The sequence below is a fragment of the Brachybacterium sp. FME24 genome (assembly GCF_014897705.1).
In the GTDB taxonomy this organism is placed as follows: domain Bacteria; phylum Actinomycetota; class Actinomycetes; order Actinomycetales; family Dermabacteraceae; genus Brachybacterium.
This window is the reverse complement of record NZ_JABUXV010000014.1, coordinates 51,268-74,773: the sequence shown is the minus strand read 5'-3', so window position 1 is coordinate 74,773 and position 23,506 is coordinate 51,268. Positions and strand designations below refer to the sequence as shown.

General features: G+C 70.5%; 17 protein-coding genes and 1 tRNA gene. 5 read left to right on the top strand and 13 right to left on the bottom strand.

Annotated features, from left to right (window positions below):
• Positions 1–65 precede the first annotated feature (65 nt).
• The 7 genes from INT51_RS15975 to rpsF all read right to left on the bottom strand — a co-directional run bounded on the left by INT51_RS15975 (position 66) and on the right by rpsF (position 4,057).
• Positions 66–149: transfer RNA gene (locus INT51_RS15975), tRNA-Leu, on the bottom strand.
• A 118-nt stretch (positions 150–267) separates the two neighbouring features.
• Positions 268–1,737 (bottom strand): amino acid permease, encoded by a 1,470-nt coding sequence (locus INT51_RS15970; RefSeq protein WP_304502218.1) that lies wholly within the window; start codon positions 1,735–1,737, stop codon positions 268–270.
• A 31-nt stretch (positions 1,738–1,768) separates the two neighbouring features.
• Positions 1,769–2,053: a hypothetical protein gene (locus tag INT51_RS15965; protein ID WP_193106329.1), complete on the bottom strand. Its 285-nt coding sequence runs from the start codon at positions 2,051–2,053 to the stop codon at positions 1,769–1,771.
• A gap of 248 nt (positions 2,054–2,301) precedes the next feature.
• Positions 2,302–2,772: a 50S ribosomal protein L9 gene (gene rplI, locus INT51_RS15960; protein ID WP_193106328.1), complete on the bottom strand. Its 471-nt coding sequence runs from the start codon at positions 2,770–2,772 to the stop codon at positions 2,302–2,304.
• Positions 2,773–2,789: 17 nt separating this feature from the next.
• Positions 2,790–3,026 (bottom strand): 30S ribosomal protein S18, encoded by a 237-nt coding sequence (gene rpsR, locus INT51_RS15955; protein WP_193106327.1) that lies wholly within the window; start codon positions 3,024–3,026, stop codon positions 2,790–2,792.
• A 117-nt stretch (positions 3,027–3,143) separates the two neighbouring features.
• Positions 3,144–3,710, bottom strand: coding sequence for a single-stranded DNA-binding protein (locus INT51_RS15950; protein ID WP_193106326.1), 567 nt, complete (start codon positions 3,708–3,710; stop codon positions 3,144–3,146).
• A gap of 56 nt (positions 3,711–3,766) precedes the next feature.
• On the bottom strand, positions 3,767–4,057 hold the full coding sequence (rpsF, locus tag INT51_RS15945) for a 30S ribosomal protein S6 (protein WP_193106325.1): 291 nt from the start codon (positions 4,055–4,057) through the stop codon (positions 3,767–3,769).
• 245 nt (positions 4,058–4,302) lie between these two features.
• Here rpsF and INT51_RS15940 point away from each other — a divergent pair, with 245 nt between their 5' ends.
• On the top strand, positions 4,303–6,300 hold the full coding sequence (locus INT51_RS15940) for a S9 family peptidase (protein WP_193106324.1): 1,998 nt from the start codon (positions 4,303–4,305) through the stop codon (positions 6,298–6,300).
• 365 nt (positions 6,301–6,665) lie between these two features.
• Here the strand turns inward: INT51_RS15940 and INT51_RS15935 are convergent, their stop codons facing one another.
• From INT51_RS15935 to INT51_RS15910, 6 genes are all read right to left on the bottom strand, one after another.
• Positions 6,666–7,529 carry an ABC transporter ATP-binding protein gene (locus tag INT51_RS15935; RefSeq protein WP_193106323.1) on the bottom strand — a complete coding sequence of 288 codons (864 nt, stop codon included), beginning with the start codon at positions 7,527–7,529 and terminating at the stop codon, positions 6,666–6,668.
• Complete coding sequence (locus tag INT51_RS15930; protein ID WP_193106322.1) at positions 7,526–8,632, bottom strand: iron chelate uptake ABC transporter family permease subunit; 1,107 nt, start codon at positions 8,630–8,632, stop codon at positions 7,526–7,528. Before INT51_RS15930 ends, INT51_RS15935 begins: the two co-directional genes overlap by 4 nt.
• On the bottom strand, positions 8,629–9,588 hold the full coding sequence (locus tag INT51_RS15925) for an iron ABC transporter permease (RefSeq protein ID WP_304502217.1): 960 nt from the start codon (positions 9,586–9,588) through the stop codon (positions 8,629–8,631). The genes INT51_RS15930 and INT51_RS15925 overlap by 4 nt, the downstream gene beginning before the upstream one ends.
• Positions 9,589–9,772: 184 nt before the next feature.
• On the bottom strand, positions 9,773–10,828 hold the full coding sequence (locus tag INT51_RS15920; RefSeq protein WP_193106320.1) for an iron-siderophore ABC transporter substrate-binding protein: 1,056 nt from the start codon (positions 10,826–10,828) through the stop codon (positions 9,773–9,775).
• 449 nt (positions 10,829–11,277) lie between these two features.
• Positions 11,278–13,893, bottom strand: coding sequence for a transglycosylase domain-containing protein (locus tag INT51_RS15915; RefSeq protein WP_193106319.1), 2,616 nt, complete (start codon positions 13,891–13,893; stop codon positions 11,278–11,280).
• 229 nt (positions 13,894–14,122) lie between these two features.
• Entirely contained in the window at positions 14,123–15,538 is a 1,416-nt protein-coding gene (locus tag INT51_RS15910; RefSeq protein ID WP_193106372.1) for a CCA tRNA nucleotidyltransferase, read from the bottom strand.
• A gap of 222 nt (positions 15,539–15,760) precedes the next feature.
• On the opposite strand from INT51_RS15910, the gene INT51_RS15905 reads away from it, so the two are divergent.
• The 4 genes from INT51_RS15905 (at position 15,761) to INT51_RS15890 (ending at position 23,439) form a co-directional block, all read left to right on the top strand.
• The gene (locus INT51_RS15905; RefSeq protein ID WP_193106318.1) at positions 15,761–18,202 is read left to right on the top strand and encodes a DUF6049 family protein; all 2,442 of its coding nucleotides are present in this window, start codon (positions 15,761–15,763) and stop codon (positions 18,200–18,202) included.
• Positions 18,199–19,938, top strand: coding sequence for a murein biosynthesis integral membrane protein MurJ (gene murJ, locus INT51_RS15900; RefSeq protein WP_193106317.1), 1,740 nt, complete (start codon positions 18,199–18,201; stop codon positions 19,936–19,938). Before INT51_RS15905 ends, murJ begins: the two co-directional genes overlap by 4 nt.
• 55 nt (positions 19,939–19,993) lie before the next feature.
• A complete protein-coding gene (locus tag INT51_RS15895; protein WP_193106316.1) occupies positions 19,994–22,798 on the top strand; it encodes a hypothetical protein in 2,805 nt (934 codons plus the stop codon).
• A 131-nt stretch (positions 22,799–22,929) separates the two neighbouring features.
• Complete coding sequence (locus INT51_RS15890) at positions 22,930–23,439, top strand: hypothetical protein (RefSeq protein ID WP_193106315.1); 510 nt, start codon at positions 22,930–22,932, stop codon at positions 23,437–23,439.
• The last annotated feature ends 67 nt before the right edge of the window (positions 23,440–23,506 follow it).

Here is a 23,506-nt window from a genome sequence, read left to right as displayed (position 1 = left end):
CTCCGGCCGGAGACGAAAAATCCCCTGTGCCAACATTTCTGCTGGTCACAGGGGATCTTCTGCGGTGCGCGAGGGGGGACTTGAACCCCCACGCCCTTTCGAGCACACGGACCTGAACCGTGCGCGTCTACCAATTCCGCCACTCGCGCATATCTCCGGCACCGGGTCACGAAGCGCCGAGGCCGAAGGTTCCCTTAGGTTACCCCCGCAGAACCCCCAGCCAAAACCACTTCCCGACACAGTAACGAACGCCACGTCCGGGGCGGATCAACGCATGCTGTCGGCCTCCTGGAAGGCGTCCTCGATGTCGGCGAGATCGACCCGGCGCCGCGCCACCGCGACGTACATCGCGATCGCGATCAGCACCGCGGGAATTCCGACCATCGCCGCGACCTGCATGCTGGGCCGTACGGCCACGGTGGCGAACACCGCGAACAGGCCGACCAGCCCGGCGCCCGCGGTGATGATCCCGCCGGGCATCCGGAAGCTGGCGCCTGCGATCCCGGCCCGTCGGAAGCGGATGTAGGTGATCAAGATGAGCGCCCACACCATGATCACGGCGAACACGACCAGGCTCATCATGTAGCCGAACACCCCGCCCACCCCGCTGAAGGCGAGGACTCCGGCCCCCAGGATGCCCAAGGAGCTGCAGGCGATGCCGACGATGGGCACCTTGCGCGCGGTGGTGAACGCGGCGATGCGCGGGGCGAGGCCGTCCGAGGCCAGGGAGTGCAGCATGCGGCTGCCCGCGTAGAGGTTCGCATTGGCCGCCGACAGCGCGGCGATCAGCACCAGCAGGTTGGTGATGTGCGCGGCGCCGGGGATCCCGATGCGGTCGAAGACCATGACGAAGGGGGAGGTCGCGACGTCCTCACCAGTGCCGGTGGCCTGCTGCCACGGGACCAGGCACACCACGATGCCGATGCAGAGCACGTAGAAGAACGCCAGGCGCACCACGGTGGTGCGGGCCGCGGTGCGGATCGATCGCGCCGGATCCTTGGCCTCCGCCGCCGTGATGGAGAGCAGCTCGATGCCGCCGAAGGAGAACATGACCACCGACAGCGCGACCCACACGGACGTCCAGCCCATCGGGGCGAAGCCACCGTCGGCCGTGAGCTCGACGAACCCGGCGGCGGGCTGCCCGGGCATGCCGAAGAACACCAGCACCGCACCGACCAGGATGAACACCACGACCGCGATCACCTTGATCGAGGACAGGAAGAACTCGATGGTGCCGAAGGAGCCCACACTGGCCATGTTGATCGCGATGATCACCGCGGCGAACAGGAGGATGCCGGCCCAGATCGGGATCGCCGGGACCCAGTAGGCGAGGTAGGCGGCACAGGCCACCAGCTCGGCGCCCGTCACGCAGACCGTGACGATCCAGTACAGCCAGCGCGAGAGGTAGCCCCAGAACGGGGACAGGTAGCGCGCCGCAAGGGTGCCGAAGCCGCCGCGCACGGGATGACGCGAGGCCATCTCACCCATCGCCAGGGCGACGCTCGCGGCGAGCAGGGAGCCGATCGCGAAGGAGATGATCACAGCGGGGCCGGCAATGCCGATCGCTTCTCCGGAGCCGAGGAACAGCCCGGTGCCGAGCGCGGAGCCCATGGCGATCATGGCCATCTGACCGTGGCCGAGGGACCGGGCGAGATGGCCGTCGGAGCCGTGCCCGGGGCCGACGTGCTGGCCGTCGGCGCTCGGGACGGTTTCGGGTTCTGGGGATCGAGTGGTCACCGCACGAGGGTAGCCCGGCGATCGCGATGCGTCAGATTCCGCGATCCCGGAACCGGTCGATCGCGTCCTTCGCCTCCTTCAGGCCAGCGCCGGTGAACTCGCGGTACACCTTGATCGCCTCGATGTACCTGCCCTCGGCGACGAGGGACCGGCAGGGCTCGGGGATGTCTGAGCCGGCCTGCCCTCGCAGTTCGAGGAGCTCCTCTTCATCCACGCCTCCACGCGCCGCGAGCCGGTCCACGAGACCGTCCAACCGGCGCACGCGCGCCTCGAGGAGCTCGATCTGCTTGCGCTGCTGAGCTGCACGTCCGAACATTCCCCGACGATATCCCACGCACGACGAAGCCCCCGCACCGACAGGTCGGTGCGGGGGCTTCGGGCGGATCGGGCGATCAGGCCTCATCGAACTGCCTGATCTCCTACCGCTCGTACTCCCTACGCGGGAGCGCGTCGATCAGGCCCAACTGAACTGCCTGATCTCCTACCGCTCGTACCTCGCAGCACGTCGATCAGGCCCAATTGAACTGCCTGATCTCCTACCGCTCGTACCTCGCAGTACGTCGATCAGGCCTTGACGGCGCCCTTGGCGGCGACGACCTGCACGACGAGGTTCGCGAAGATGTCCTCGTGCAGACGTGCGGTCGCCCTGTGCTCGCCGAGCCCACGGATCGGGGCCGGGAACTCGACGGTGCGACGGTCGATGTCCTTGTCGAAGGTCGCCTTGACACCGGCGGCGATCTCCTTGGAGGCCACGGCACCGAAGAGACGGCCGTTCTCGCCGGCGCGCTCCGCGATGACGACGGGCTTGGACTCGAGGGTCGCCTTGAGGGACTGGGCCTCCTCGATGCTGGCGATGGCACGCTTGCCACGGGCAGCGCGGATCTGGTCGAGCTGACGCTGACCACCCTTGGTCCACGGGGTCGCGAGACCACGGGGCAGGAGGAAGTTGCGAGCGTAGCCGTCCCTGACGTCGATGACGTCACCGGCTGCGCCGAGGCCCGAGACCTCGTTGGTGAGGATGAGTTTGCTGGTCATATGCTTCCCTTCCTCGCTCAGCGACCGGAAGTCGAGTACGGCAGGAGGGCGATCTCGCGGGCGTTCTTCACGGCCTTCGCGATCTTGCGCTGTTCCTGGACGGTGACGCCGGTGACCCGACGCGCACGGATCTTTCCGCGGTCGGAGACGAACTTGCGCAGCAGCGCGGCGTCCTTGTAGTCGACGGTCTCGACTCCCGCGGCCTTCAGCGGGTTCTGCTTCTTCTTCGGGGGACGAAGTGGAGGCTTGGCCATCGTGGTGCTCCTTCTTTCTGAGGGGAGCCCGGGCATGCACCCGGGATGGAATGAATTCAGGGAAATGCGGTGATCGGTGCGGACGGCCTCACAGCGGTGCGGCGCCCGCCCTCACGATCAGAAGGGAGGGTCGTCGTACCCGCCCTGGTTCCCGCCGCCGGCCCAGGGGTCGGCAGCGGGGGCGCCCTGCGGCGCGTTGTTGTAACCGCCCTGACCGCCCTGAGGTGCACCACCACCGAAGCCGCCCTGGCCACCGCCCTGCGGGGCACCACCGCCGAAACCGCCCTGGCCGCCACGGCCGCCACCACCGCCGCCGCCGCGCTGGACCTTGGTGGCCTTCGCGGTGGCGTAGCGGAGGGAGGGGCCGATCTCGTCGACGTCCAGCTCGATGCTCGTACGGTTGTTGCCCTCACGGTCGGTGAAGGAGCGCTGCTTGAGACGTCCCTGCGCAAGCACGCGGGAGCCCTTCTCGAGCGACTCGGCCACGTTCTCCGCGGCGTCGCGCCAGATGGAGCAGCGCAGGAACAGAGCCTCGCCGTCCTTCCACTCATTCGCCTGACGGTCGAAGGTGCGGGGGGTGGACGCGATGGTGAACGACGCGACCGCGATGCCGGACTGCGTGAAACGCAGCTCGGGATCAGCGGTGAGGTTGCCGTTCACCGTGATGACGGTGTCATTCGCCATGGGTGCTCCTCTGCTCCGGGATCGGTAGGTGTGGTGCGGGGGTCAGTGAGCGCAGGTCACGCAGCGTCGAGACGCATGACCTTGGTGCGCATGACGGACTCGTTGAGCCCGAGCTGGCGATCCAGCTCCTGCGAGGTCGACGACTTCGCGGTGAAGTTCAGGACGATGTAGATGCCCTCGGACTTCTTGTCGATCTCGAAGGCGAACTTGCGCTTGCCCCAGACGTCGACGTTGTCGATGGTGCCGCCCTCGGTCGGGATGACCTGGACGAGCTTCTCGAAAGTTGTGGTGATGGTCCGTTCGTCGACGGACGGGTCGAGGATGACGACCATTTCGTACTTACGCATGTTCTGGTACCCACCTCCTGTGGTCTCTACGGCCACGGTCTCTCCGTGGCAGGAGGGTTCATGCCGCCCGCTCCGGGCATCGGCGATGCACGTCACGGACCGGCCAAGACTACCTGTCGTCCAGGGTGAGGGCCAGAGTGGGTGCCGACGTGCGCGCGGCATCACAACCCGGAGCTCTCCGGTCGCGATCGGCAGGTTCCGAGTTCCCCGGTCCGGCAGGTATTCGCGCTGGTAGCTTCGACAGCGTGCAGCCCCTCGACATCGAGCTCCTGACCTCGCTCTCCCGCCCGTCACTCGCCCCCGACGGCTCCTTCGCGGTGTACTCCTCCTCCCGGCCCGATGTGCGCGCGAACCGCGCCGTCGGGCAGCTCTGGAGGATCGATCTCACGGACGGCGCGGCACCCCCTCGGCGCCTGACCCGGGGCATCGCGGACACCTCCCCGCAGCTCTCGCCCGATGGCACCACGATCGCCTTCCTGCGGCCCGACGCCCGGGATCGGCCCCAGCTGCACCTGCTCGACGCCCGCGGCGGGGAGCCGCTCCAGCTCACCGATCAGCTGCTCGGCGTCGGCGAGGTCGCCTGGTCCCCGGACGGCTCCCACCTGGCATTCATCGCCCGGGTCGCGGAGCCCGGCCGCTATGGCAGCGTCGCTGGTCTCGACGCCGCTGCGGAGGCCCCGCGCCGCATCACCGGGCTGCGCTGGCACGCCGACGGCGTCGGCTTCTCGACCGATCGCCCCACCCAGGTGTTCCTCGTGGGGTCCGCGCCCGTGGACGCCGAGCCCGCCTACCCGCTGGCCCCGCACCCGAGCACCGCGCTCACAGCCACCCCCGCCGTGCCGCACCAGGCCCGTCAGCTCACCGACACCCCCGCCGAGCACAGCACGATCGTCTTCTCGGCGGATGGCTCCGCGATCCTCACCGTGCGAGAAGCGTACGAGGAATCACTCCGTGACCTGCGCACGGAACTCATCTCCCTGCCGCTGGACGGCGGCAAGGAGACGGTGCTGCTGGAACGGGAGGACGGGTTCCGGATCGGCGACATGGCTCTGCTCGGCGACGGCACCACAGCACTCCTCGCCTCCCGCCCCGGGAACGGGCGGGACTCCGTCGCCCCGGACCTCGCGCTGTGGCTGCTGGAGGCGGACGGCCCCCGTCGCGTCATCGATCCCGAGGCGCTCGAGCTCGGCGGCCGGCTCGTGCCGATCGGGCAGGACGTGCTGCTGGGATCGCCCCGCCGCGGCCGCGTCCACCTGCTGCGCATCACGCGGGACGGTGAGGTGCGTCCGGTGCTGGACGGAGAGATCGAGGTGCAGGGGTACGCCGCCGCCGGTGACACGGTGCTCGCCGCCGTCGCACGCCCGGACACCGCAGGAGCCCTGATCCTGGCCGCCGACGACGGCCCGTCGCGCACACTCGTGGACACGGCCGCTGACCTGCGCGCCCTCGGCCTCGTACGGCCCCGGGAGCTGGAGATCACCGGCCGCAGCGGGTACCCGGTCCATGGCTGGACGGCGGTCCCGTACGGGACCGGTCCGTTCCCGACGATCCTGATGATCCACGGCGGCCCGCACGCGGCGTACGGCGTGAGCGTGTTCGACGAGGTGCAGACGCTCGTGGCCGAGGGCTATGCGGTCGTCTACGGCAATCCGCGCGGCTCGGCAGGCTATGGCCGCGACCACGCTCGAGCGCTGCGCGGGGCGTTCGGCACGGTGGATTTCGAGGACGTGATCGATCTGCTCGAGGGCGCCCTGGCGGCCGACGAGCGCCTCGATCCGGAGCGCCTGGGCATCATGGGCGGCTCTTACGGCGGCTACCTCACCGCGTGGACGATCGCGCACGATCACCGCTTCCGCGGGGCGATCGTGGAGCGGGGATTCCTGGACCCGATGAGCTTCCAGGGCACCAGCGACATCGGCAGCTACTTCGGCGACGAGTACATCGGGACGGACCCGGAGGACATCGCCCGCCAGAGCGCCTTCGCAGCGATCGCCGGCGTGCGCACGCCGACCTTCGTGATCCATGCCGAGAACGATCTGCGCTGCCCTCTCGAGCAGGGCACGCGGTACTACTCGGCGCTCGTGCGCCAGGGCGTCCCGGCCGAGATGCTGATCGTCCCGGGTGAGCACCACGAGCTCACCCGCACGGGGCAGCCCCGCCACCGGGTGGAACGCTTCGAGGCGGTCCTGGACTGGTGGCGCAGGGTGTTCAGCCCTTCGACGAGCGACCCATCGCCTTCCTGACCCGGGCGTACCAGCCGCCGGTGCTGCGTCCGCCGGCGGCGCCGCCCCCCGCGACCACTCCCGCGGTGCGTCCCTGCAGGCGGGCTCCGCACCGGCTGCACAGGTACCTGCCGGTCACCGAGGTGTAGATCCTTCCTCGGATCCTGTTCCCGCACTGTTCGCATCGCGTGGCCATGCTCGATGATCGCATGTCGCCTCCAGGGACAACGAGTCGACGACGGGTGACGGGCTGGGCCGCTCACCGCCGCACTCGCACCTCACACCCATGTCAGGATGGAGGACCTGACATCGGTGGGAGGTCTGGCGAAGCGCTCCGGAGATGGCGCTGCCTGAGCGGCGACCGGGACATCACCACCGGCTGAGCGTCAGTCGCGACGCAAGGGCACGACCATCGGTGTGCCGCTCTGCGGGTCCGCGGCGATCTCGGCGGGAAGGCCGAACACCTCCGCGACGAGCTGCTCGGTCAGTACCTCGACAGGATCTCCGGCAGCGACGATCCGTCCCTCGTCCATCACCATCAGATGCTCCGCGTACCGGGCGGCATGGTTCAGGTCGTGGAGCACCGTCAGGACGGTACGGCCCTGGTCGCGCATGTCCTGGCACAGGTGCAGCACCTCGATCTGATGGGAGACGTCGAGGAACGAGGTCGGCTCGTCGAGCAGGACGTACTCGGTGTCCTGAGCCAGGATCATCGCGATCCACACCCGCTGGCGCTGCCCCCCGGAGAGCCCGCTGACCGGATCCTCCGCGAGCTGCTCGACGCCGGTGGCGACCATCGCCTGCGCGACCGCAGCCTGGTCCCCGGGCAGCCATTGCCGCAGCGGGGAGTGATACGGGTGGCGGCCTCGGGCCACCAGCGCCCCCACGGTGATGCCCTCCGGGACCACGGGATCCTGAGGCAGCAGAGCGAGGCGTCGGGCGATCGCTTTCGATCGCCAGCGCCCGAGCGGCCTGCCGTCGAGCAGGGCCGTGCCGGCGCGCGGTCGCAGCGTGCGGGCGAGGGTCCTCAGCATCGTGGACTTGCCGCAGCCGTTGGGGCCGATCACCGCGGTGAAGACTCCCTGCGGCACCGCGACATCGAGCTCCTCCAGGACGACCTTGTCGCCGTAGGCGACGGTCGCCCCCGCCAAGCGCAGGGAGGAGGCTCCGGCTTCCGGGTCCGGACCCGACGGGGGCCCGGTGTCGAGAGCGCGTGCGGTGTCGACGGAGCCGAGGGATCGTGTGCTCATGCGTCGGACCTCTTCCATTCGCTCAGGAGCAGGTAGCCCAGATAGAGGCCGCCCACGCCGGCGGTGATGACGCCGACGGGGAGGTCCTCGAACGGGCCCACGTGCTGGACGGTGAAGTCGGCGAGCACCATGATCAGCGCGCCCACCAGGGCCGACAGTGCGAGGTGGGGGCCTGGGATCCTGATCATCCGCCGCGCGATGTGCGGGGCGGCGAGGGCTACGAAGGCGATCGGGCCCGCGACGGCGACGCCTGCTGCCGCCAGCAGGGCGGACAGCAGGATCGCCCAGGTGCGGGTACGGATCGCACTGCTGCCGAGTGCGTCGGCGAGCTGGTCACCGAGGTCCATCATCCGCAGGTCGTGGGAGAGGGCCGCGACCGCAGGAATCAGCACCAGCAGGGCGATGCCGATCAGCGCGCCCTGCTCGAGGCTGCGGGAGTTCAGGGTGCCCACGAGGTACCCGGCGAGCTGACTGGAGGCGTCGCGCACGGCCACCGCCACCACGTACTGGGTCAGGGCCAGGGCCATGGCGGAGACCCCGATGCCGGTGATGATCACGCGAGCGGGTGAGGCGAAGCCCAGACCGGTCGAGACGTGCACGAGGCCGATCGCGACGGCGGCGCCGAGCACCGCGCCGACCGGGGCGGGGATGAGTCCCGGGGCGAGCAGAGTCGCCAGGGCCACCCCGGCTCCCGCGCCGGCGCCGAGACCGATCACGTCGGGACTGCCCAGCGGGTTGCGGGTGACGGTCTGGAACAGGGCCCCGGCCAGTCCGAACGCCGCTCCTGCGCCGATGCCGACCAGCAGGCGGGGCCCGCGGAGACGCTCGAGCACGAACATGACCTTGGTGCCGGCCTCGCCCTGGGCGGCGGCGACCAGGTCCGTGACGCTCACACCGAGGTCTCCCCAGGCCAGGGTCGCCAGCGCACCGGCGAGGACCGCCGTGGTCAGCAGGGTGGCAAGGGTCAGGAATCGGGACCTCGCAGAGAGCGTCGGCCGGGACCGGAGGGTCGGGGACTGCGAGGTCGCGGACGGTGGGGCGAGGCCCTGGGAGGTCACTGCCCCGGGGCGCACGGCCGGGGGCGGAGCTGCGTTGGCCCTCACGAGGTCACCTTTCCCTGGCGCACGGCCCACAGCAGGAACGGGGCCCCGAGGAAGGCGGTGATCACTCCGACCATCAGCTCCTGCGGGCGGGCGACCACGCGGGCCAGCACGTCGGCGCCCAGCAGCAGGGCGGCCCCGAGCAGCAGCGCGATCGGCAGCTGCCAGCGGTGATCGCTGCCCACCACAGCCCGCACCAGGTGCGGGACGGCGAGGCCGACGAAGGCGATCGGGCCGACGGCGGCGGTGGCAGCGGCCGCGAGGAGGGTCGCGGCCAGGATCGCAGTGGCTCGCAGCAGACTCACCGGGGCCCCGAGCGCGGTGGCGACGTCGTCGCCGAGGGCCAGCGTGTTCAGGCCCGGCGCGACCAGGATCGCGAGCACCAGCCCGATCACCAGCGCCGGGGCCACGGCGCTCAGCGTGCTGTAGGAGGCGCCCGCCAAGGAACCCACCACCCAATGCCGGTAGGAGTCGAAGACGTCGGGACGCGTGAGGATCATGGCCTGGATGTAGGCGTAGAGCACCGCGGAGATCACCGCGCCGGACAGGATCAGCGGCACCACGGAGTGGCTGCCGGCGGGGCGTCCCAGCAGGTAGACGACCACGACGGCGAGCAGGGCGCCGGGCAGCGCGATCCATACCGTCGCGGCACCCCCGAAGAAGCCGAGGAAGGCGGTGGCGGTGACCACGGCGGCGGAGGCCCCGGATGTCACCCCGAGCAGTCCGGGTTCGCCGAGCGGGTTGCGGGTCACGCCCTGGATGATCAGCCCGGACGCAGCCAGCGCCGCGCCCACCGCCGCGCCCAGCACGGTGCGGGGCTCGCGGGCCGCGACCACCTGGCGCAGGTGCTCCTGGCCGCCTCCGCGCAGCACCTCCCACACTGCCGCGAGGTCGGTCTCGCGCGGCCCCAGGAAGAGGCTCGCGAGGCAGGCGAGGGCGAGTACGGCCGTGACCAGCACGAGTGCGAGCCACGGCGGGAGGCGGCGCCTGTCGGCCGAACGACCCTCCGCCGGACACCGAGGTCCGGAGGACTTCGCGGTCGCAGCCGCAGCACCGGTCCCCGGCACATCGCGAGACACGGCCGACGGCCCGGCCGGCAGCTCGTCGGTCGGGTCGGCACGTGCGGTGGGCGCCGTGTTCACCTCAGGCCGCGGGGACCTTCGCAATGGCCTCATCGATCAGCGGGATGTACCGCTCCAGCGCCCACGGGACGGTCAGCGGATTGATGATCGAGGAACCGGTGACGAAGGCCTGGTCGGTCGGTGCCACGATCGCGCCGTGGGCGACTGCCGGGATCGAGGCGTAGAGGTCCTGGTCCTCGGTCTCCGCGCGGTTCGCCTCGTCGGAGTAGAACGTGAAGATCAGGTCGGAATCAGCGAGCTTGTCCGCGTTCTCCAGGCCGATCATCGCGGAGTCGGTGCCGGGCACGTCCCATTCGCCGAGCTCCTGGTTGACCGGATCGACGGTGAGACCGAGCGCGCGGACCATCGCCACCCGCTGCTCGTCCTGGTAGAAGACCCCGAGGGTGCCCGGCCCGGAGTTGTAGATGAAGGAGAAGGTGTAATCGCTGTATCCGGACTGCGCCGACTCCTCGAAGGTCGCGTGAATCTCGTCGATCAGTCCGGCGGCGGCCGTGTCCTCCCCGAGGGCCGCGCCGATCGTGGTGATCTGCTCCTCCCAGGTGATGACCCAGGGCTGCTCGGCGTACGCCACGGTGGGGGCGATGTCGGTGAGGATGTCGAACTGCTCCTGGGTGAGTCCGGACCAGGGGGCGAGGATCACGTCGGGCTCCAGTGCCAGGATCGCCTCGACGTCGAGCTCGGTGCCCCCGGTGAACTGCTCGGGCAGATCACCGCCGGTCCCGGTGACGGCGTCGTGGATCCACGGCAGGTAGCCGGTCTCCGGATCGGCGCCCCATGCGTACTCCTCGATGCCGACGGGGACGATGCCCAGCGCGATGGCTGTCTCCGCGGATCCCTGTCCGAGGGTCACGATGCGCTGCGGCTTCTCGGGGATCTCGGCGGTGCCGAGCGCGTGCTCGAGGCTCACGGGCGCGAATTCTCCGGATCCTCCGGCGTCGGAGCCGCCCGAGGCGGAACGCTCCTCCTCCGTGCTGCACGCGGCGAGAGCCACGACGGGGGCCACGAGCGCTCCGGCGAGCCAGGAACGACGGGTGAGACGAGGGGCGGCGGGACTCATGGCACTCCTGGGGGACGGCGAGGTGCGGACAACTGGGACATCCGATACGACTTAGGCAAGGGTAACCTTACGTAATTCGCGGCGACAGGTGTCGGGGCACACAAGCCCGTGATCCTCGCGACATCGTCCGTCGAGGGCCCGCGCCCGTGTCCTTCCCGGCAACCGCACGATCCGGGCACGAGCGCTGCGCACGGGCCGGGGGCTGGTGCTGGTGCTGGTGCTGGTGCTGCGACGCGACCTGGTCCAACAGCGGCACGTCCAGGTGCCGCAGGCGCTCCCGACCGCGGGCCTGGCCGCCTGCCTACTGCTGAAGACGCAGGTCGAGGCCGCGGTGAGGGCGTTGGGGCTGCCGAACCTCGCCGTGGGGGCGGGCGACCGGGGCCGGGATGGTGGTCTTCTTCGTGGAAGCCACGGCGCGCTCCCTCCGGTCGCCGGGGGCGCTGTCCCGGCTACTGGCCGCCGTCGCTCGGGGCGGGCTCCTCTTCCTCGGCGTCCTCGGGCGAGGGTTCATCGCTGGGCTCGTCGCTGGGCTCCTCCTCCGGCTCCTCGTCGGTCTCCTCCGACGGCTCGTCGCTGGGCTCCTCGGACGGCTCGTCGCTGGGCTCCTCCGACGGCTCGTCGCTCGGCTCCTCCGACGGCTCCTCGTCGGGCTCTCGGGTGGGCTGCGGCGCCTGCGTGGGCTGCGGATCCGGAGTGCTGCGCTCCCGGGTCTCGTTGTCCAGCTCGACCTCCTCGGAGAACCGCAGCATCTCCTGCCCCTCCAGGGAGGGCGACATGATGTCGCCCCAGACGGCGGTCGGGAACGTGCCGCCGGTGATGTTCTGCTCGCCGCCGAAGGGGGTCAGCTGCTCCTCGGTGGTGCCGTCCTCGGAGGGCTGGAACATCCCCACCGCCGTCACCAGCTGCGGGGTGAAGCCCACGAACCAGGCCGAGCGGAACTTCTCGGAGGTGCCCGTCTTGCCGGCGACCTCCCGGCCGTTCATGACGTTCTGCAGATCGCGCGCGGAGCCCGTCGTCGGCGGGCCCTGCAGCGCCACCGTCGCGTTGATCGCGACATCCTCGTCGAGGACCTGATTCTCCTCGGCCTCGTGCTCGTGGCGGGTGGACCCGTCGGGACGAGTCACCGACTTCACGATGTAGGAGTCGCGGTGCACGCCGCCGGCGGCGATCGTCGCATAGACCTCGCCCATCTCGGTGACCGTCGGGGACGCCGATCCGAGCACGTTGGACGCATCGGCCGACAGCCCCGGGGTCTTGTCCGGAAGGCCGAGTGATACGGCGGTGTCCCTCGTGCGCTCCGGACCCACCTCGATGTTCGCCTCTGCGTACGCCGTGTTGATCGAGTTGGCGGTCGCCTTCTCCAGGGTCACCCGCCCGTAGTCGGTGTCGCCGAAGTTGTTGACCTCCCAGCCGGGGAAGTTCTTCGGGGAGTTGCCGTCCCAGCGGGAGTCCAGGGGATAGCCGTCCTCGAGCGCCGCGATCAGGGTGAAGGTCTTGAAGATCGAGCCGGCCTGCATCCGCGACTGGGTGGCGTCGTTGCGCGACTGGGTCACGAAATCCTCACCGCCGTACATGCCGCGGATCGCCCCGGTGGAGGGGTCGATCGTCACGGTGCCGACGCGGTTCTGCGCGGGGCGGTCCTCGGGGAGGTTCTTGACCGCCTCCACAGTGTTGTTCTGGATCCCCGGATCGATCGTCGAGACGATCGTGTAACCGCCCGTGTTGATCTCGTCCTCGGTGAACCCTTCCTCGACCAGCTCGTTGCGGACCTGGTCCAGGAGGTACCCGTTGGTCCCGCCCAGGCTGTTCTCGCTCTTGGGCTCGACGGTCTCGGGGAACTCGAGCGCCTCGGCGTCCTCCGGGGACATCTCCCCGACGTTGACCTGACGCGAGATCACGCGATCCCACAGCTCGACGGACTTCTCCTGGTTCGCGGCAGGGTCGTAGGAGGAGGGTCCGGGAATCACCGCGACCAGCAGCGCCGCCTCCGCCTCGGTCATGTCCGCGGCGTCCTTGCCGAAGTAGGCCTGCGAGGCCTCCTGCACGCCGTAGGCGCCGCGGCCGAAGTAGATGGTGTTGAGGTAGCGCGACAGGATCTCGTCCTTGCTGAGCTCCTGGTCGATCTTCAGCGCCATGATCGCTTCCTTGGCCTTGCCCACGTAGGAGGTCTCGCTGCCCGTGTAGTAGCGCTCCACGTACTGCATGGTGATCGTGGAACCTCCCTGGCGGGCGCCGCCGGAGAGGTTGTTGACCAGGGCACGGACGATGCCGCGCGGCGAGACGCCGCGGTTCTCGTAGAAGGTGTCGTCCTCGCTCGCGACCACCGCGTCCTTGACGTTCTGCGGGATCTCGTCGGCTTCGAGCTCGGTGCGGTTGATCTCGCTGAACGTCCCCATCTCGGTCTCGCCGTCCGCGAAATAGACGCGGCTGGTCTGGGCCAGAGCGAAGTCGGAGGGCTCGGGCACGTTGGTGTCGTTGTACAGCCAGACCGCGAAGCCGAGGCCTGCGAGCACCATCAGCGCCATCGCTCCGACGATCATGCGCAGCGAGGGAACCCAGCGCCAGGGGTTCTTCCTGCCGGCGCGCGGGTAGTTCAGGAAGTTGGTCGCAGCCGCCTTCCTCCTGCTGCCCGTGCCGCCCTGGGCGCGCTTCGCCCCGGCGGCCGCGGTCGTCGAGGCGGCGCCGTGGGCACCAGAGCGGGCATGGCGTGCGTTGACGGAGGCGCGGCCGGACGATTTCGCCCCGCCTGCGGCAGTTCCGCCCGCGGCAGGTCCCGTGGCAGAGGTCCTCGACGCGGAGGTCTTCGCGGAGGGCGACTTCGCCGGGGGCTTCCTGGGAGCAGAGCTCTTCCCTGCGGAGGACGCGGTGGCGGCGCCGCCGCTCGCGCTCGACCCGGCAGTGCGGCCGGTGCGGCTGGTGCCCTTGGGCTCCGGGGGCGCGCCCGCGGGCTTGCCGGAGGGCGCACGGCGCACTCCTGCGGCACGGCGTGCGCCACCGCTCGTCGGCTTCTTCGATCGGTTCGATCGGTCTGACGAGCCGCGGGACGAGCGTCGAGAATCGCTCATGACTGCTCCTGGTCCTTCGAGGGGACGAACGGGTGCGCACATGCTGAGGGCGCACGACTTCCCAGTATGTACATGCCCTCCTGCTCGACGGAACGGCCCGGCGGTGAAGCACACAGGGTGTGCACGTCTCGTGCGGCGCCGCTCACACGGACCACAGGGTCGGCCACGCAGACGGACACACGACCTTCACCCGGCGTCGTCCGCCCGCGCGACATGCCCACAGCGGAGATCAGCCCTGGCTGCGGGCTTCCCACCATGACCGCAGCTCCGCGGTGGCGCGCTCCTCGCCGAGGGGACCGTGCTCCATACGCAGTTCGAGCAGGTGCTTGTACGCATCGCCGACCTCCCGGCCCGGCGCGACCTGGAGGATCTCCATGATCTGGTTCCCATCGAGGTCGGGACGGATCCGCCCGATCTCCTCCTGCTCCGCGAGATGGTCGATCCTCGCCTCGAGCTCGTCGTAGGCGCGGGCCAGGTGGCGCGCCTTGCGACGATTGCGAGTGGTGACGTCGGCGCGGGTGAGCCGGTGCAGATGCTGCAGGAGGTCCCCGGCGTCGGCGACGTACCGCCGCACGGCCGAGTCGGTCCACGGGGCGTCGGCGTATCCGTGGAAGCGCAGGTGCATTTCGACCAGGCGCGCCACCTTCTTGGTGGTGTCCTTGTCGAAGGTCAGCGCCTTCATCCGCTTCGAGGTCATCTTCGCGCCCACGGTCTCGTGGAAGCGGAACGTGACCACCCCGCCCTCCTCATAGCGGCGGGTGGCGGGCTTGCCGATGTCATGGAACAGCGCAGACAGCCGCAGCACCAGGTCGGGAGCCTCGCAGGGCCCGCCCGAGCCGGGGGCGCTCTCCAGATCGATCGCCTGGTCCAGCACGGTGAGGGAGTGCTGGTAGACGTCCTTGTGATGGTGGTGCTCGTCGATCTCCAGGCTCATCGCGGGCAGCTCCGGCAGAACGTGCGCGGCCAGCCCCAGTTCGACCATGAGCTCGAGCCCGCCGCGGGGATCTGCGCCGAGCATCAGCTTGACGAGCTCCTCCCGCACCCGCTCGGCGGAGACGATCGTGATGCGCTCGGCGAACGCTTCGATCGCGTCGGCCGTGGAGTCCTCGAGGCGGAAGCCGAGCTGGGAGACGAAGCGGACCGCGCGCATCATGCGCAGCGGGTCGTCGGTGAAGGACTGCTCGGGGCCGACGGGAGTGCGCAGGATCGTCCGGGAGAGGTCCGCGAGCCCGTTGAAGGGGTCGACCAGCTCGAGGGAGGGGATCCGCACCGCCATCGCGTTGACGGTGAAGTCTCGGCGGGAGAGGTCCCCGGCCAGGGTGTCTCCGAAGGCGACCTGGGGCTTGCGGCTGGCAGGGTCGTAGGACTCGGTGCGATAGGTGGTGATCTCGACCTTCACGCCGTCGCGGATGCCGCCCAGGGTTCCGAACTCACGTCCCATGTCCCAGATGGCGCCGTCGTGCGTCCACTCGCGCAGGATCGCCTCGGTGTCGTCGGGGCGGGCGGAGGTCGTGAAGTCGAGGTCGGCGCTCGAACGACCCAGCACCGCATCGCGCACGGGACCGCCCACCAGGGCGAGGTCGAAGCCTGCGGCCGCGAAGCGACGGCCCAGATCGTGGATCTCCTCGGGAAGCGACTGGAACATGGACGCGGCCCGGGTGCGAGCGATGTCGAGACGCGCAGCGGTCGCTGCGGTCTCGTCGGCGGAGTCGGTGGTGCCGGCGGTGTCGGTCACGAAAGGTCCTGTCGTGGATCGGAGGGCGGGGCGGCGTGGTCACGACGCGATATACGCGATCTCTCTGGACGCGATGTAAGGGTCTCGTGCGCCCGCAACCCCTCTACGGTAGCGGCCGCTTACAGTGTCACCATGCCGTCGTCCCCACTGCCCGTGCGCCCGGTGCTCGCGGCACTGCTGACGGCACTGCTCATGGCCTCATCGGTGCTGGTGGGCGGCCCGGCGACTCTGCTCCCTGCCGCCCGCGCCGCTGGTGGCGAGGCCGTGTCCGCAGCTCCGGCGGCCCCGCCCCAGCCCGCGGCGGACACGCCGGTGAGCATGGATCTCGTCTCCCTCACCCCCACCTCCCTGGACCCTGACGGCACGGTCGAGGCCCAGGTCGAGGTGACGAACACCTCCTCCCAGCCCGTGCCCGCCGTCTCCCTGGAGCTGCGCACCCGCACCTCCCGGGTCACGGATCGTGCGGTGCTGGCCGACTGGCAGGCGGATTCCACCCCGGACACCTCCGGTGCCGCCCTGGCCACCTCGACGGAGTCCTCGCAGCTCGATCCCGGGGAGTCCACGACTCTCACGGTCGAGGCCACGACCGAAGAACTCGACTACTCCACCGAGCCCTATTACTGGGGGACCCGCCGCCTTTCGCTGACCGTCGTCTCCGACGAGGATCCGCTCTCCGCGATCCGCTCCTTCGTCGTGTGGCGGCCGGAAGGCGCCGACGACACGATCACCCAGTCCGTGCTGCTGCCGGTCGCCGCCCAGGACGCCTCCGCACCGGTCACCGATCCCGACGCCCACCGCCAGTCCGTCGAGTCCGGCCGGCTCGCCTCGCTGCGCCAGCTCGCCCTGCGCGACGATGTGGACTGGTGGCTGGACCCGGCCCTGGTGGATCCGCCGCTGCTGCCCGTCCAGACGGAGGACCCCGAGACCCCCGATCCGGAGGACGAGGCCGAACCGACGGTGCAGCCGCCGCGCGAGTACCAGCCCTCGGTGCCGTCCGCCGAGATCGCGACCGCGCTCGTCGAGGGCGTCGGGGACCGCACCGTGCTCGCCATGCCCTACGCACAGGCGGATCTGGTCAGCCTCCAGGACAGCGACTCCTCCGAGATGCTGAGCGCCGCCGGCCAGCGGGCGCAGACGACCTGGGACGAGACGGGGATCGCGCCGCTCGCCTCGGCGATGCGGGTCCAGGGCCCCACGGCCGACGCCGACACCCTGCAGGGCCTGGTCGATGCCGAGGCCACCGCCGCGATCGTGCCGTCCGCCTCTCTGCGCCCGGATCTGGCAGCGAGCGTGACTCCGAGCTCCGTGAGCGTCTACGAGTCCGCGGACGGCTCCGGCTCCGAGCTTCCGCTGCTTGCCCCGGATCCGGTGCTCTCCGACGAGTTCTCCCTGCTCACCGCGGATTCCGACACGGAGCAGACCCGGCAGCGTCTCCTCGCCGAGACCGCGACGATCGCCTCGGAGTACGCGACCGCCCCGCGCCATCTCCTCATCTCCCCGGATCCGGACGCCGAGCTCGACCCCGGCGCCGCCGGAGCCACCCTCGACGCGCTCGCGGAGGCACCCTGGATCCGTTCGGGGCGTACCAGCGCGCTGCTGGATGCCGCCGCCGAGCGCACCTGGACCACGGATGCCCAGAACGACGGCGACGAGCTGTACGCCCTGGGAGGGATCGGGGACGCGGAGGTGCAGCCCTCGGCCCCCGGGGAGAAGGGCCGCTGGGAGCACCTGGACGAATCCGCGGATCCTCAGCTGCTGAAGCCCGATGTGCTCGCCGGGCTCGGGGACACCTGGGACCAGATGGACACCCTCGCCTCGGTGATGGAGGACGATTCCTTGCTGGACGCGCCGCGACTCGAGGTGCTGGCCGCCACCTCGGTGCGCTGGCGCGGTCACCCCGACGTGCCGGCCTCCCGTGCCCGGGACGCGGCGGCGCACACGCAGGAGCTGAAGGGACGGATCGAGGTGGTCCCGGCCTCGGGCTACAACCTGATCTCCGATTCCGTGGGCGTGCCGATCACCGTCACCAACGGCCTGGACACCCCGATCACCGTGCACACGCACGTCTCCTCGGACCGTCCCCTGGTGCGGGTCGGCGAGACGAAGGCCGTGGAGGTCCCCGCCCAGGGCCAGGTCGATGTCACCGTCCCGGTCGAGGCGATCGCCAATGGCACCGTCACCCTGACCACGGTGCTCACCACGCAGGACGGCCGCCCGCTCACGGAACCGGTCGACGTGCCGCTGACCGTGAACCCGGCCTGGGAGAACTGGACCACGCTGCTCGTGGTGATCGCCATGGGCGTGCTGGTGGTGGTGGGGGTGGCCCGCGCCCGACGAACCGGTGCGGCGACCCGAGCACCTGCCGTGCACGGCCCCGAGGACCCGGTGGAGCTGTCCCGCACGGGACGCTCCACCACCGATACGGGAGCAGGGGTGAGGGCCGGAACGGGGACCGAGGATCATCACCCACCCGCCCGCGCTGACGACGCACCGCCGGACCCACCCGCGCAGAACGACCCATCCACCGCCCCGCACCACACAGACCACGACCACCCCGAGGAGGATCCCCGATGACCTCCACCCTCCGGGTCCAGCACGTCCCGCGCCATCGCCGCCAGGGCGTCCCCTCGAGCCGCTCGACGTTGATGCGCGCCAGCGTGCTGATGGCCGCGGGATCGACGATCTCCCGCCTGCTCGGCTTCGTCCGCAACTTCATGTTCGGGTTCATCCTGGCCGGCTCGATGTCCTCCGCGGCCAGCGCGTTCAGCGCCGCGAACACCCTGCCCAACACGATCTGGCTGCTCGTGGGCGGCGGCACCCTGAACGCCATCCTGGTGCCCGCGATCGTGCGGGCCGTGAAACGCCCGGACCGTGGCAGCGACTACATCTCCCGACTCATGACGCTGGTCGCGACGGTGGCCCTGGCCATCACGGTCATCTGCATGATCGCAGTGCCGGTGCTGCTCACGCTCACCAGCGGTCTGCTGCCCCCGGAGACGTACGCGCTCGCGGTGCAGCTGGGCTACTGGATGATGCCGCAGGTCTTCTTCTCGGCGCTCTATGTCATGTGCGGCCAACTGCTGAACGCGCACGACTCCTTCGGCCCGTACCAGTGGGCGCCGGTGCTCAACAACCTCGTCGGCATCATCGGCGCCGGCCTGTTCCTCGGCCTCTGGGGAGGCGTCGGCACACCCGCGAACTGGACGCTGCCGATGATCATCGCGATGGCCGCGATCAACGTCGGCGGCTCGGCCGCACAGGTGCTCTTCCTGTTCTGGTACGTGAAGAAGCTCGATTTGCGGCTGCGTCCGCGGTGGGGCTTCCGCGGCCTGGGACTGGGCAAGCTCAGCAAGATCGGCCTGTGGACCCTGGGAATGCTGGGTCTGGGCCAGATCGGCATCTGGGCGTCGCGCTGGGCCACCGGCGGCGCAGTGCGGATGACCGAACAGCTGCGCGACCAACCCGAGCTCGCGGCCCAGTACCCGGCGCTGCTCACCATGGACTGGGCCTACATGGTCTTCATGATCCCGCAGGGGATCATCGCCGTCGCCGTGGTCACGGCCGTCTTCCCCGCGCTCTCGCGCCGGGCGGTCGACGGCGACCACGCCGGAGCCCTGGCCCGCTACGCGGAGACCAATCGCATGCTGGCCGTGCCGATGATGCTGAGCACTGCGGTGTTCATCGCCCTGGCGGGACCGATCATGTGGGTCATCGGCGGCGGCACCGGAGAGATCGGCGCCCGCGCCAACGGCACCGTGCTGGCCGCCTACATGCTGGGCCTGGTGCCGTTCGCCTCGCTGTACCTGATCAAGCGCGTCTTCTACGCCTACGAGGACGCCCGCACCCCGTTCATCTCCCAGATCCCGATCGCCGTGATCAGCCTCGCCGCGGTGCCGGTCATCCTGCTCGCGGTGGATCCGAGGTGGGCGACGATGGCCGCGGCCGGGTCCACGAGCCTCGGCAATCTGGTGGCCTGGACGGTCGGCATGTGGCAGCTGCGCCGCCACGCGGCGAGGCTGGGCACCACTCCACCGAGCATCGCCGTGGGAGCGGTCGCGATGGGCAAGCTGCTCGCGGCGACGGTCGTGAGCTGGGCGGTCGGCACGGGTCTGGTCGCCCTGGCCGGAGACCTGATCTGGTCGAATCGCCCCGCGGCGGTGGCGCTGGGAGGCATCATCGGGGTGGTCATGGCAGCGGTGTTCGCGATCGTCGGCTGGCTGCTCAAGGTCCCCGAGGTGCGCACACTGATCGGATACGCCCAGCGAGTCGTGACTAGGCTGACCCGTCGTGGTCGGCCGGTGACCTCGTAGCATGGAAGGCGCTCGTGACGGGCGCACGCCCGCAGGACGAGGAGAAGGACGGTCCGTGAACACGATCCCACTACAGGACGTACTGCGTTCCCGGTGGACCCTGGAGGGGAAGATTCCCCTGGCAGGCGTCGCCGACGGCGCAGTCTGGCACCGTGCCCGCACGGTGGCCACCGGTGAGAGCGTCACGCTCTTCATCGTGCGAGGTGAGGCCGCTCTCGAAGCCGCCGACGCCGTCCGTCGCGCCTATCTGGTCGAGGACCCGCATCTGCTGCCCGTGCGCGATATCGTCGTGCTCGACGATCCGCGGGACGCCGAGGCCGGTGACTCCCCGAGCCCAGGACCGACCACGGTGGTGGAGTACCCGCTGCCGCCCGCACCGCCCCTTGCAGCCCTGTTGAGCAAGGCGCCACTGCACCCCGAGACGGCTCGTTCGATCATCGGCGAGGCCGCGACCGGGCTCGAAGTGGCTCGTCGACGTGGCGTGCGCCATCAGCTCATCGACTCCAACCGCCTCTTCGTCGACACCCGTTCCGGGCAGGTCGTCGTGCTCGGCGTCGGGGTCGAAGCGGCCGCGCACGTGGGGTTGGACCGCTCGCGCGAGGTCGCCTCCTTCCAGGACACGGCAGCTCTGGTCGCCCTGCTCTACCGCACGCTCACCGGGCAGAGCCCGCAGCATGATGCCTCGGGCACCGTCCCACGGCCCTCGACGATCGCCGACACGGAGATCCCGGAAGATCTGGATCTGCTGTGCGACCTGGTCCTGAACGAGTCGGCCGACGACATCCCCGAGACCACCCGTGAGCTGATCGCCGCGCTCGAGCCCTGGCAGTCGATCCCGGTCACCCTCGAGGCGTACCCCCAGGCGAGCCACCGCCGCGCCGCCCACTCCGCCGGGGAGCCCGCGCCCGTCGTCGGTGCTGCAGGTGCAGGTGCAGGATCTCCCGCCTCTGCCGAGCCCACGCCGAGCTCAGGGCCCCCGAACGCCGACACCAATTCGGACGGGCTCGAGAGCACGGCCATGATGGAGGCGGTCAGCAGTCCGGACGCAGATCCGGCAGCCCCTGCTTCCTCGGAGAACGTCGACCCTCCAGCGCGCCCGGAGCAGACCGTCGACGCCGGGTCCTGGGATCACCCCGATGAGGACACGATCGCCCGGCCCGCGAACCAGCATGCCGCGCATCACTCGGGCCAGGACCACAGCGCGGAGGACGACACGATCGCGCGTCCAGCTCCCTCCCTTCCCGAGGGCCCGTCGGCCACCGGTGCCGCGGGTGCCGCAGGTGCCGTCGGCGTCGTCGGCGCTGTCAGTGCCCAGACGACGTCGGCCCCGCAGGAGGACCACGACGCCCGTCCGAGCGGCGGACCCGAGGGAGCATCTGCGACGGCGGACCCGGGGACCACCCAGGAACAGGCTGCTGCTGAGGCGACCGCTGCGGCCGCCTCGGAGGAATCCGCGCGGCAGTCCTCCGAAGCCCGCGCGATCGTGGACGAGCTCCACCTGGACGAGAAGCGCGCGACCAGCCCGTTTCCCGGCCGTCTCGACATCGATCCACCGCCCCGCCCGGACACCGCGGAGCAGGCCCCGGTCGACGCGCACCACGAGCCCGTCGAGGTGCGGGCTCCTGCCCAGGAGCCCGCTCAGGACGCCGAGCGCACCGCGGTCCTCCCGGTTGCCGGGGCGGGGGCCCTCGCCGGCGGCGTGGTCGCCGGGGCCGCAGCCACGGGTGCCGCACGGACCGAGGATCGCTCACCTGCGGTCCCAGCAACAGGTTCCGAGGTGCCCGCACGCACCTCGGGCTCCCACTGGCCGCTCGCGCCGACCCAGGCCCCGGGAGGGCACGGGGCCTCGCCGCAGCAACCGCAGCAGAGCTCGTCGGCCACCGCGCAGTTCCCGGGCACGCAGACTCCGCAGCAGGCACCGGACGATACGCAGGCGTCCGCTCCCACCCCCGACTCTCCACCCGAGGGCGAGGCCACTGCGTCGTCCCCGATCCCAGTGGCCGTCCCGGGCCGCACCGAGTCCGTGGCTCCGATCGCGACCGACGGTCCGATCGTGGTGCGTGGTCGGGCGCGTCCCGCCTACGGCGATCAGCCGGAGGAGACCACCAGCGCCTCCTCGCGCAGCTCGCTGCTGCGCGACGTGGTCAGCGTCGCCGTGGATTCCGACGACCCGGGCACGTACGCCATGGGTCCCCGGCAGCCCGAGGAGCGGTCCCGTCAGTCGCAGTGGATCATCGCCGGGGCCGTGCTGCTGACGATCATCGCCGCCGTGTTCGCGGTGACGACTGCGACCTCCGGACTGCGCGACCGGATGGCTGATCCGCTCGATACCGCCACCGCGGAACCGTCGCCGACCGAGGCCGATACCGGGGAGGCCCCGGTGGAGCCCACTGCCGAACCCACGGAGGAGCCTGAGCTGCCGGTGCCCGAGATGACCGGCGTCGAACTGTTCTCCCAGGGCGGCGAGGAACCGGACCACACCGATCAGCAGGATCGTCTGACCGATGGTGATCCCGGGACCTTCTGGTCCACGCGGCACTATGCGAGCCCTGACTACGGCGGACTGCAGGACGGTGTCGGCATCCGCGTGAACTTCGCGGAGCCCTCGAAGGTCACGGCCGTCACGGTCACCACGGCCCGCAACAACGGCGGCACTCTCGAGCTGCGTGCCGTGAACGACGACGGTTCCCCCGGCGACGTGCTCGCGACCGGGCAGTTCGCCGGTGACGGCGAAGTGCGTCTGGAGCCTGACGAGCCTCTCGATGCCGACAAGGTCGCGCTGTTCATCCCTGAGCTGCCCCCGGACAGCAATGAGTCCGGCCGGTTCCGGGCCCGGATCGCGGAGATCACCCTCGAATGACGCCCAAGGTGCCTCGCCGTTCGCTGGCGCTCCGCCGCCTCGGCGGAGCCCCCCAGCGACTCCGAGCGCGTCTTCGTGGGCGACCAGGCGCTGCCAGGACGTCTCGTCGGCGCAGTGAGGGGCCTTCCCGGGTGGCCTCGGTGCTGGGCATCCCGGTTCCCCTGGTGCTGTTCACCTTCGCCCTGGCCGCCGTGCTGGGACTGCTGCTCTCCGTGGCTCTGGAGCAGTCGACCGCGAGCCGCGCCCGTACCGTGTCCGCGTCCGTCGACTCCGCGACGGGCGCCGGGAAGAATTCCTCCGGTCTCCCCGTTGTCACAGAAGCCACCTTGGGCACCGAGGTGCAACGGCTCGTGGACTCCGGGATGATCCAGCCGCCGACGAGCTTCGACGCCAACGCGTGCCTGCGGGAACAGGGGATCGACAATTCGATCCTGATCATGGAGGAGGTTGCATGGAGCGCAGACGAAACGCCCGGCTGGCTGCTCGTGCACGGTCCGATGGATCGCGAGACGCTGCGCGCGAACGGCGGCACGGTCTCGGCCACGGTGGTCCCGCCCGAATGCGGGACCGGCAGCGCGAACAGCTCGGACCCGGCCCGGGACAGGCTGTGGTCCGGCGAGGTGATGATCGGCTCCATCTGAGTGGGCCTCACGCCCGTGGGGCCTCCTGCGTCACTCCTCGACGGATCTCACCCTTGCACGCCCAGCC

What these genes read in the sequence shown, in the direction of transcription:
- INT51_RS15965 (WP_193106329.1), bottom strand. Translation starts at nt 2,053, where the DNA reads ATGTTCGGACGTGCAGCTCAGCAGCGCAAGCAGATCGAGCTCCTCGAG.
- rplI (WP_193106328.1), bottom strand. Translation starts at nt 2,772, where the DNA reads ATGACCAGCAAACTCATCCTCACCAACGAGGTCTCGGGCCTCGGCGCA.
- rpsR (WP_193106327.1), bottom strand. Translation starts at nt 3,026, where the DNA reads ATGGCCAAGCCTCCACTTCGTCCCCCGAAGAAGAAGCAGAACCCGCTG.
- INT51_RS15950 (WP_193106326.1), bottom strand. Translation starts at nt 3,710, where the DNA reads ATGGCGAATGACACCGTCATCACGGTGAACGGCAACCTCACCGCTGAT.
- rpsF (WP_193106325.1), bottom strand. Translation starts at nt 4,057, where the DNA reads ATGCGTAAGTACGAAATGGTCGTCATCCTCGACCCGTCCGTCGACGAA.
- INT51_RS15935 (WP_193106323.1), bottom strand. Translation starts at nt 7,529, where the DNA reads ATGAGCACACGATCCCTCGGCTCCGTCGACACCGCACGCGCTCTCGAC.
- INT51_RS15920 (WP_193106320.1), bottom strand. Translation starts at nt 10,828, where the DNA reads ATGAGTCCCGCCGCCCCTCGTCTCACCCGTCGTTCCTGGCTCGCCGGA.
- INT51_RS15915 (WP_193106319.1), bottom strand. Translation starts at nt 13,893, where the DNA reads ATGAGCGATTCTCGACGCTCGTCCCGCGGCTCGTCAGACCGATCGAAC.
- INT51_RS15910 (WP_193106372.1), bottom strand. Translation starts at nt 15,538, where the DNA reads ATGTTCCAGTCGCTTCCCGAGGAGATCCACGATCTGGGCCGTCGCTTC.
- INT51_RS15905 (WP_193106318.1), top strand. Translation starts at nt 15,761, where the DNA reads ATGCCGTCGTCCCCACTGCCCGTGCGCCCGGTGCTCGCGGCACTGCTG.
- murJ (WP_193106317.1), top strand. Translation starts at nt 18,199, where the DNA reads ATGACCTCCACCCTCCGGGTCCAGCACGTCCCGCGCCATCGCCGCCAG.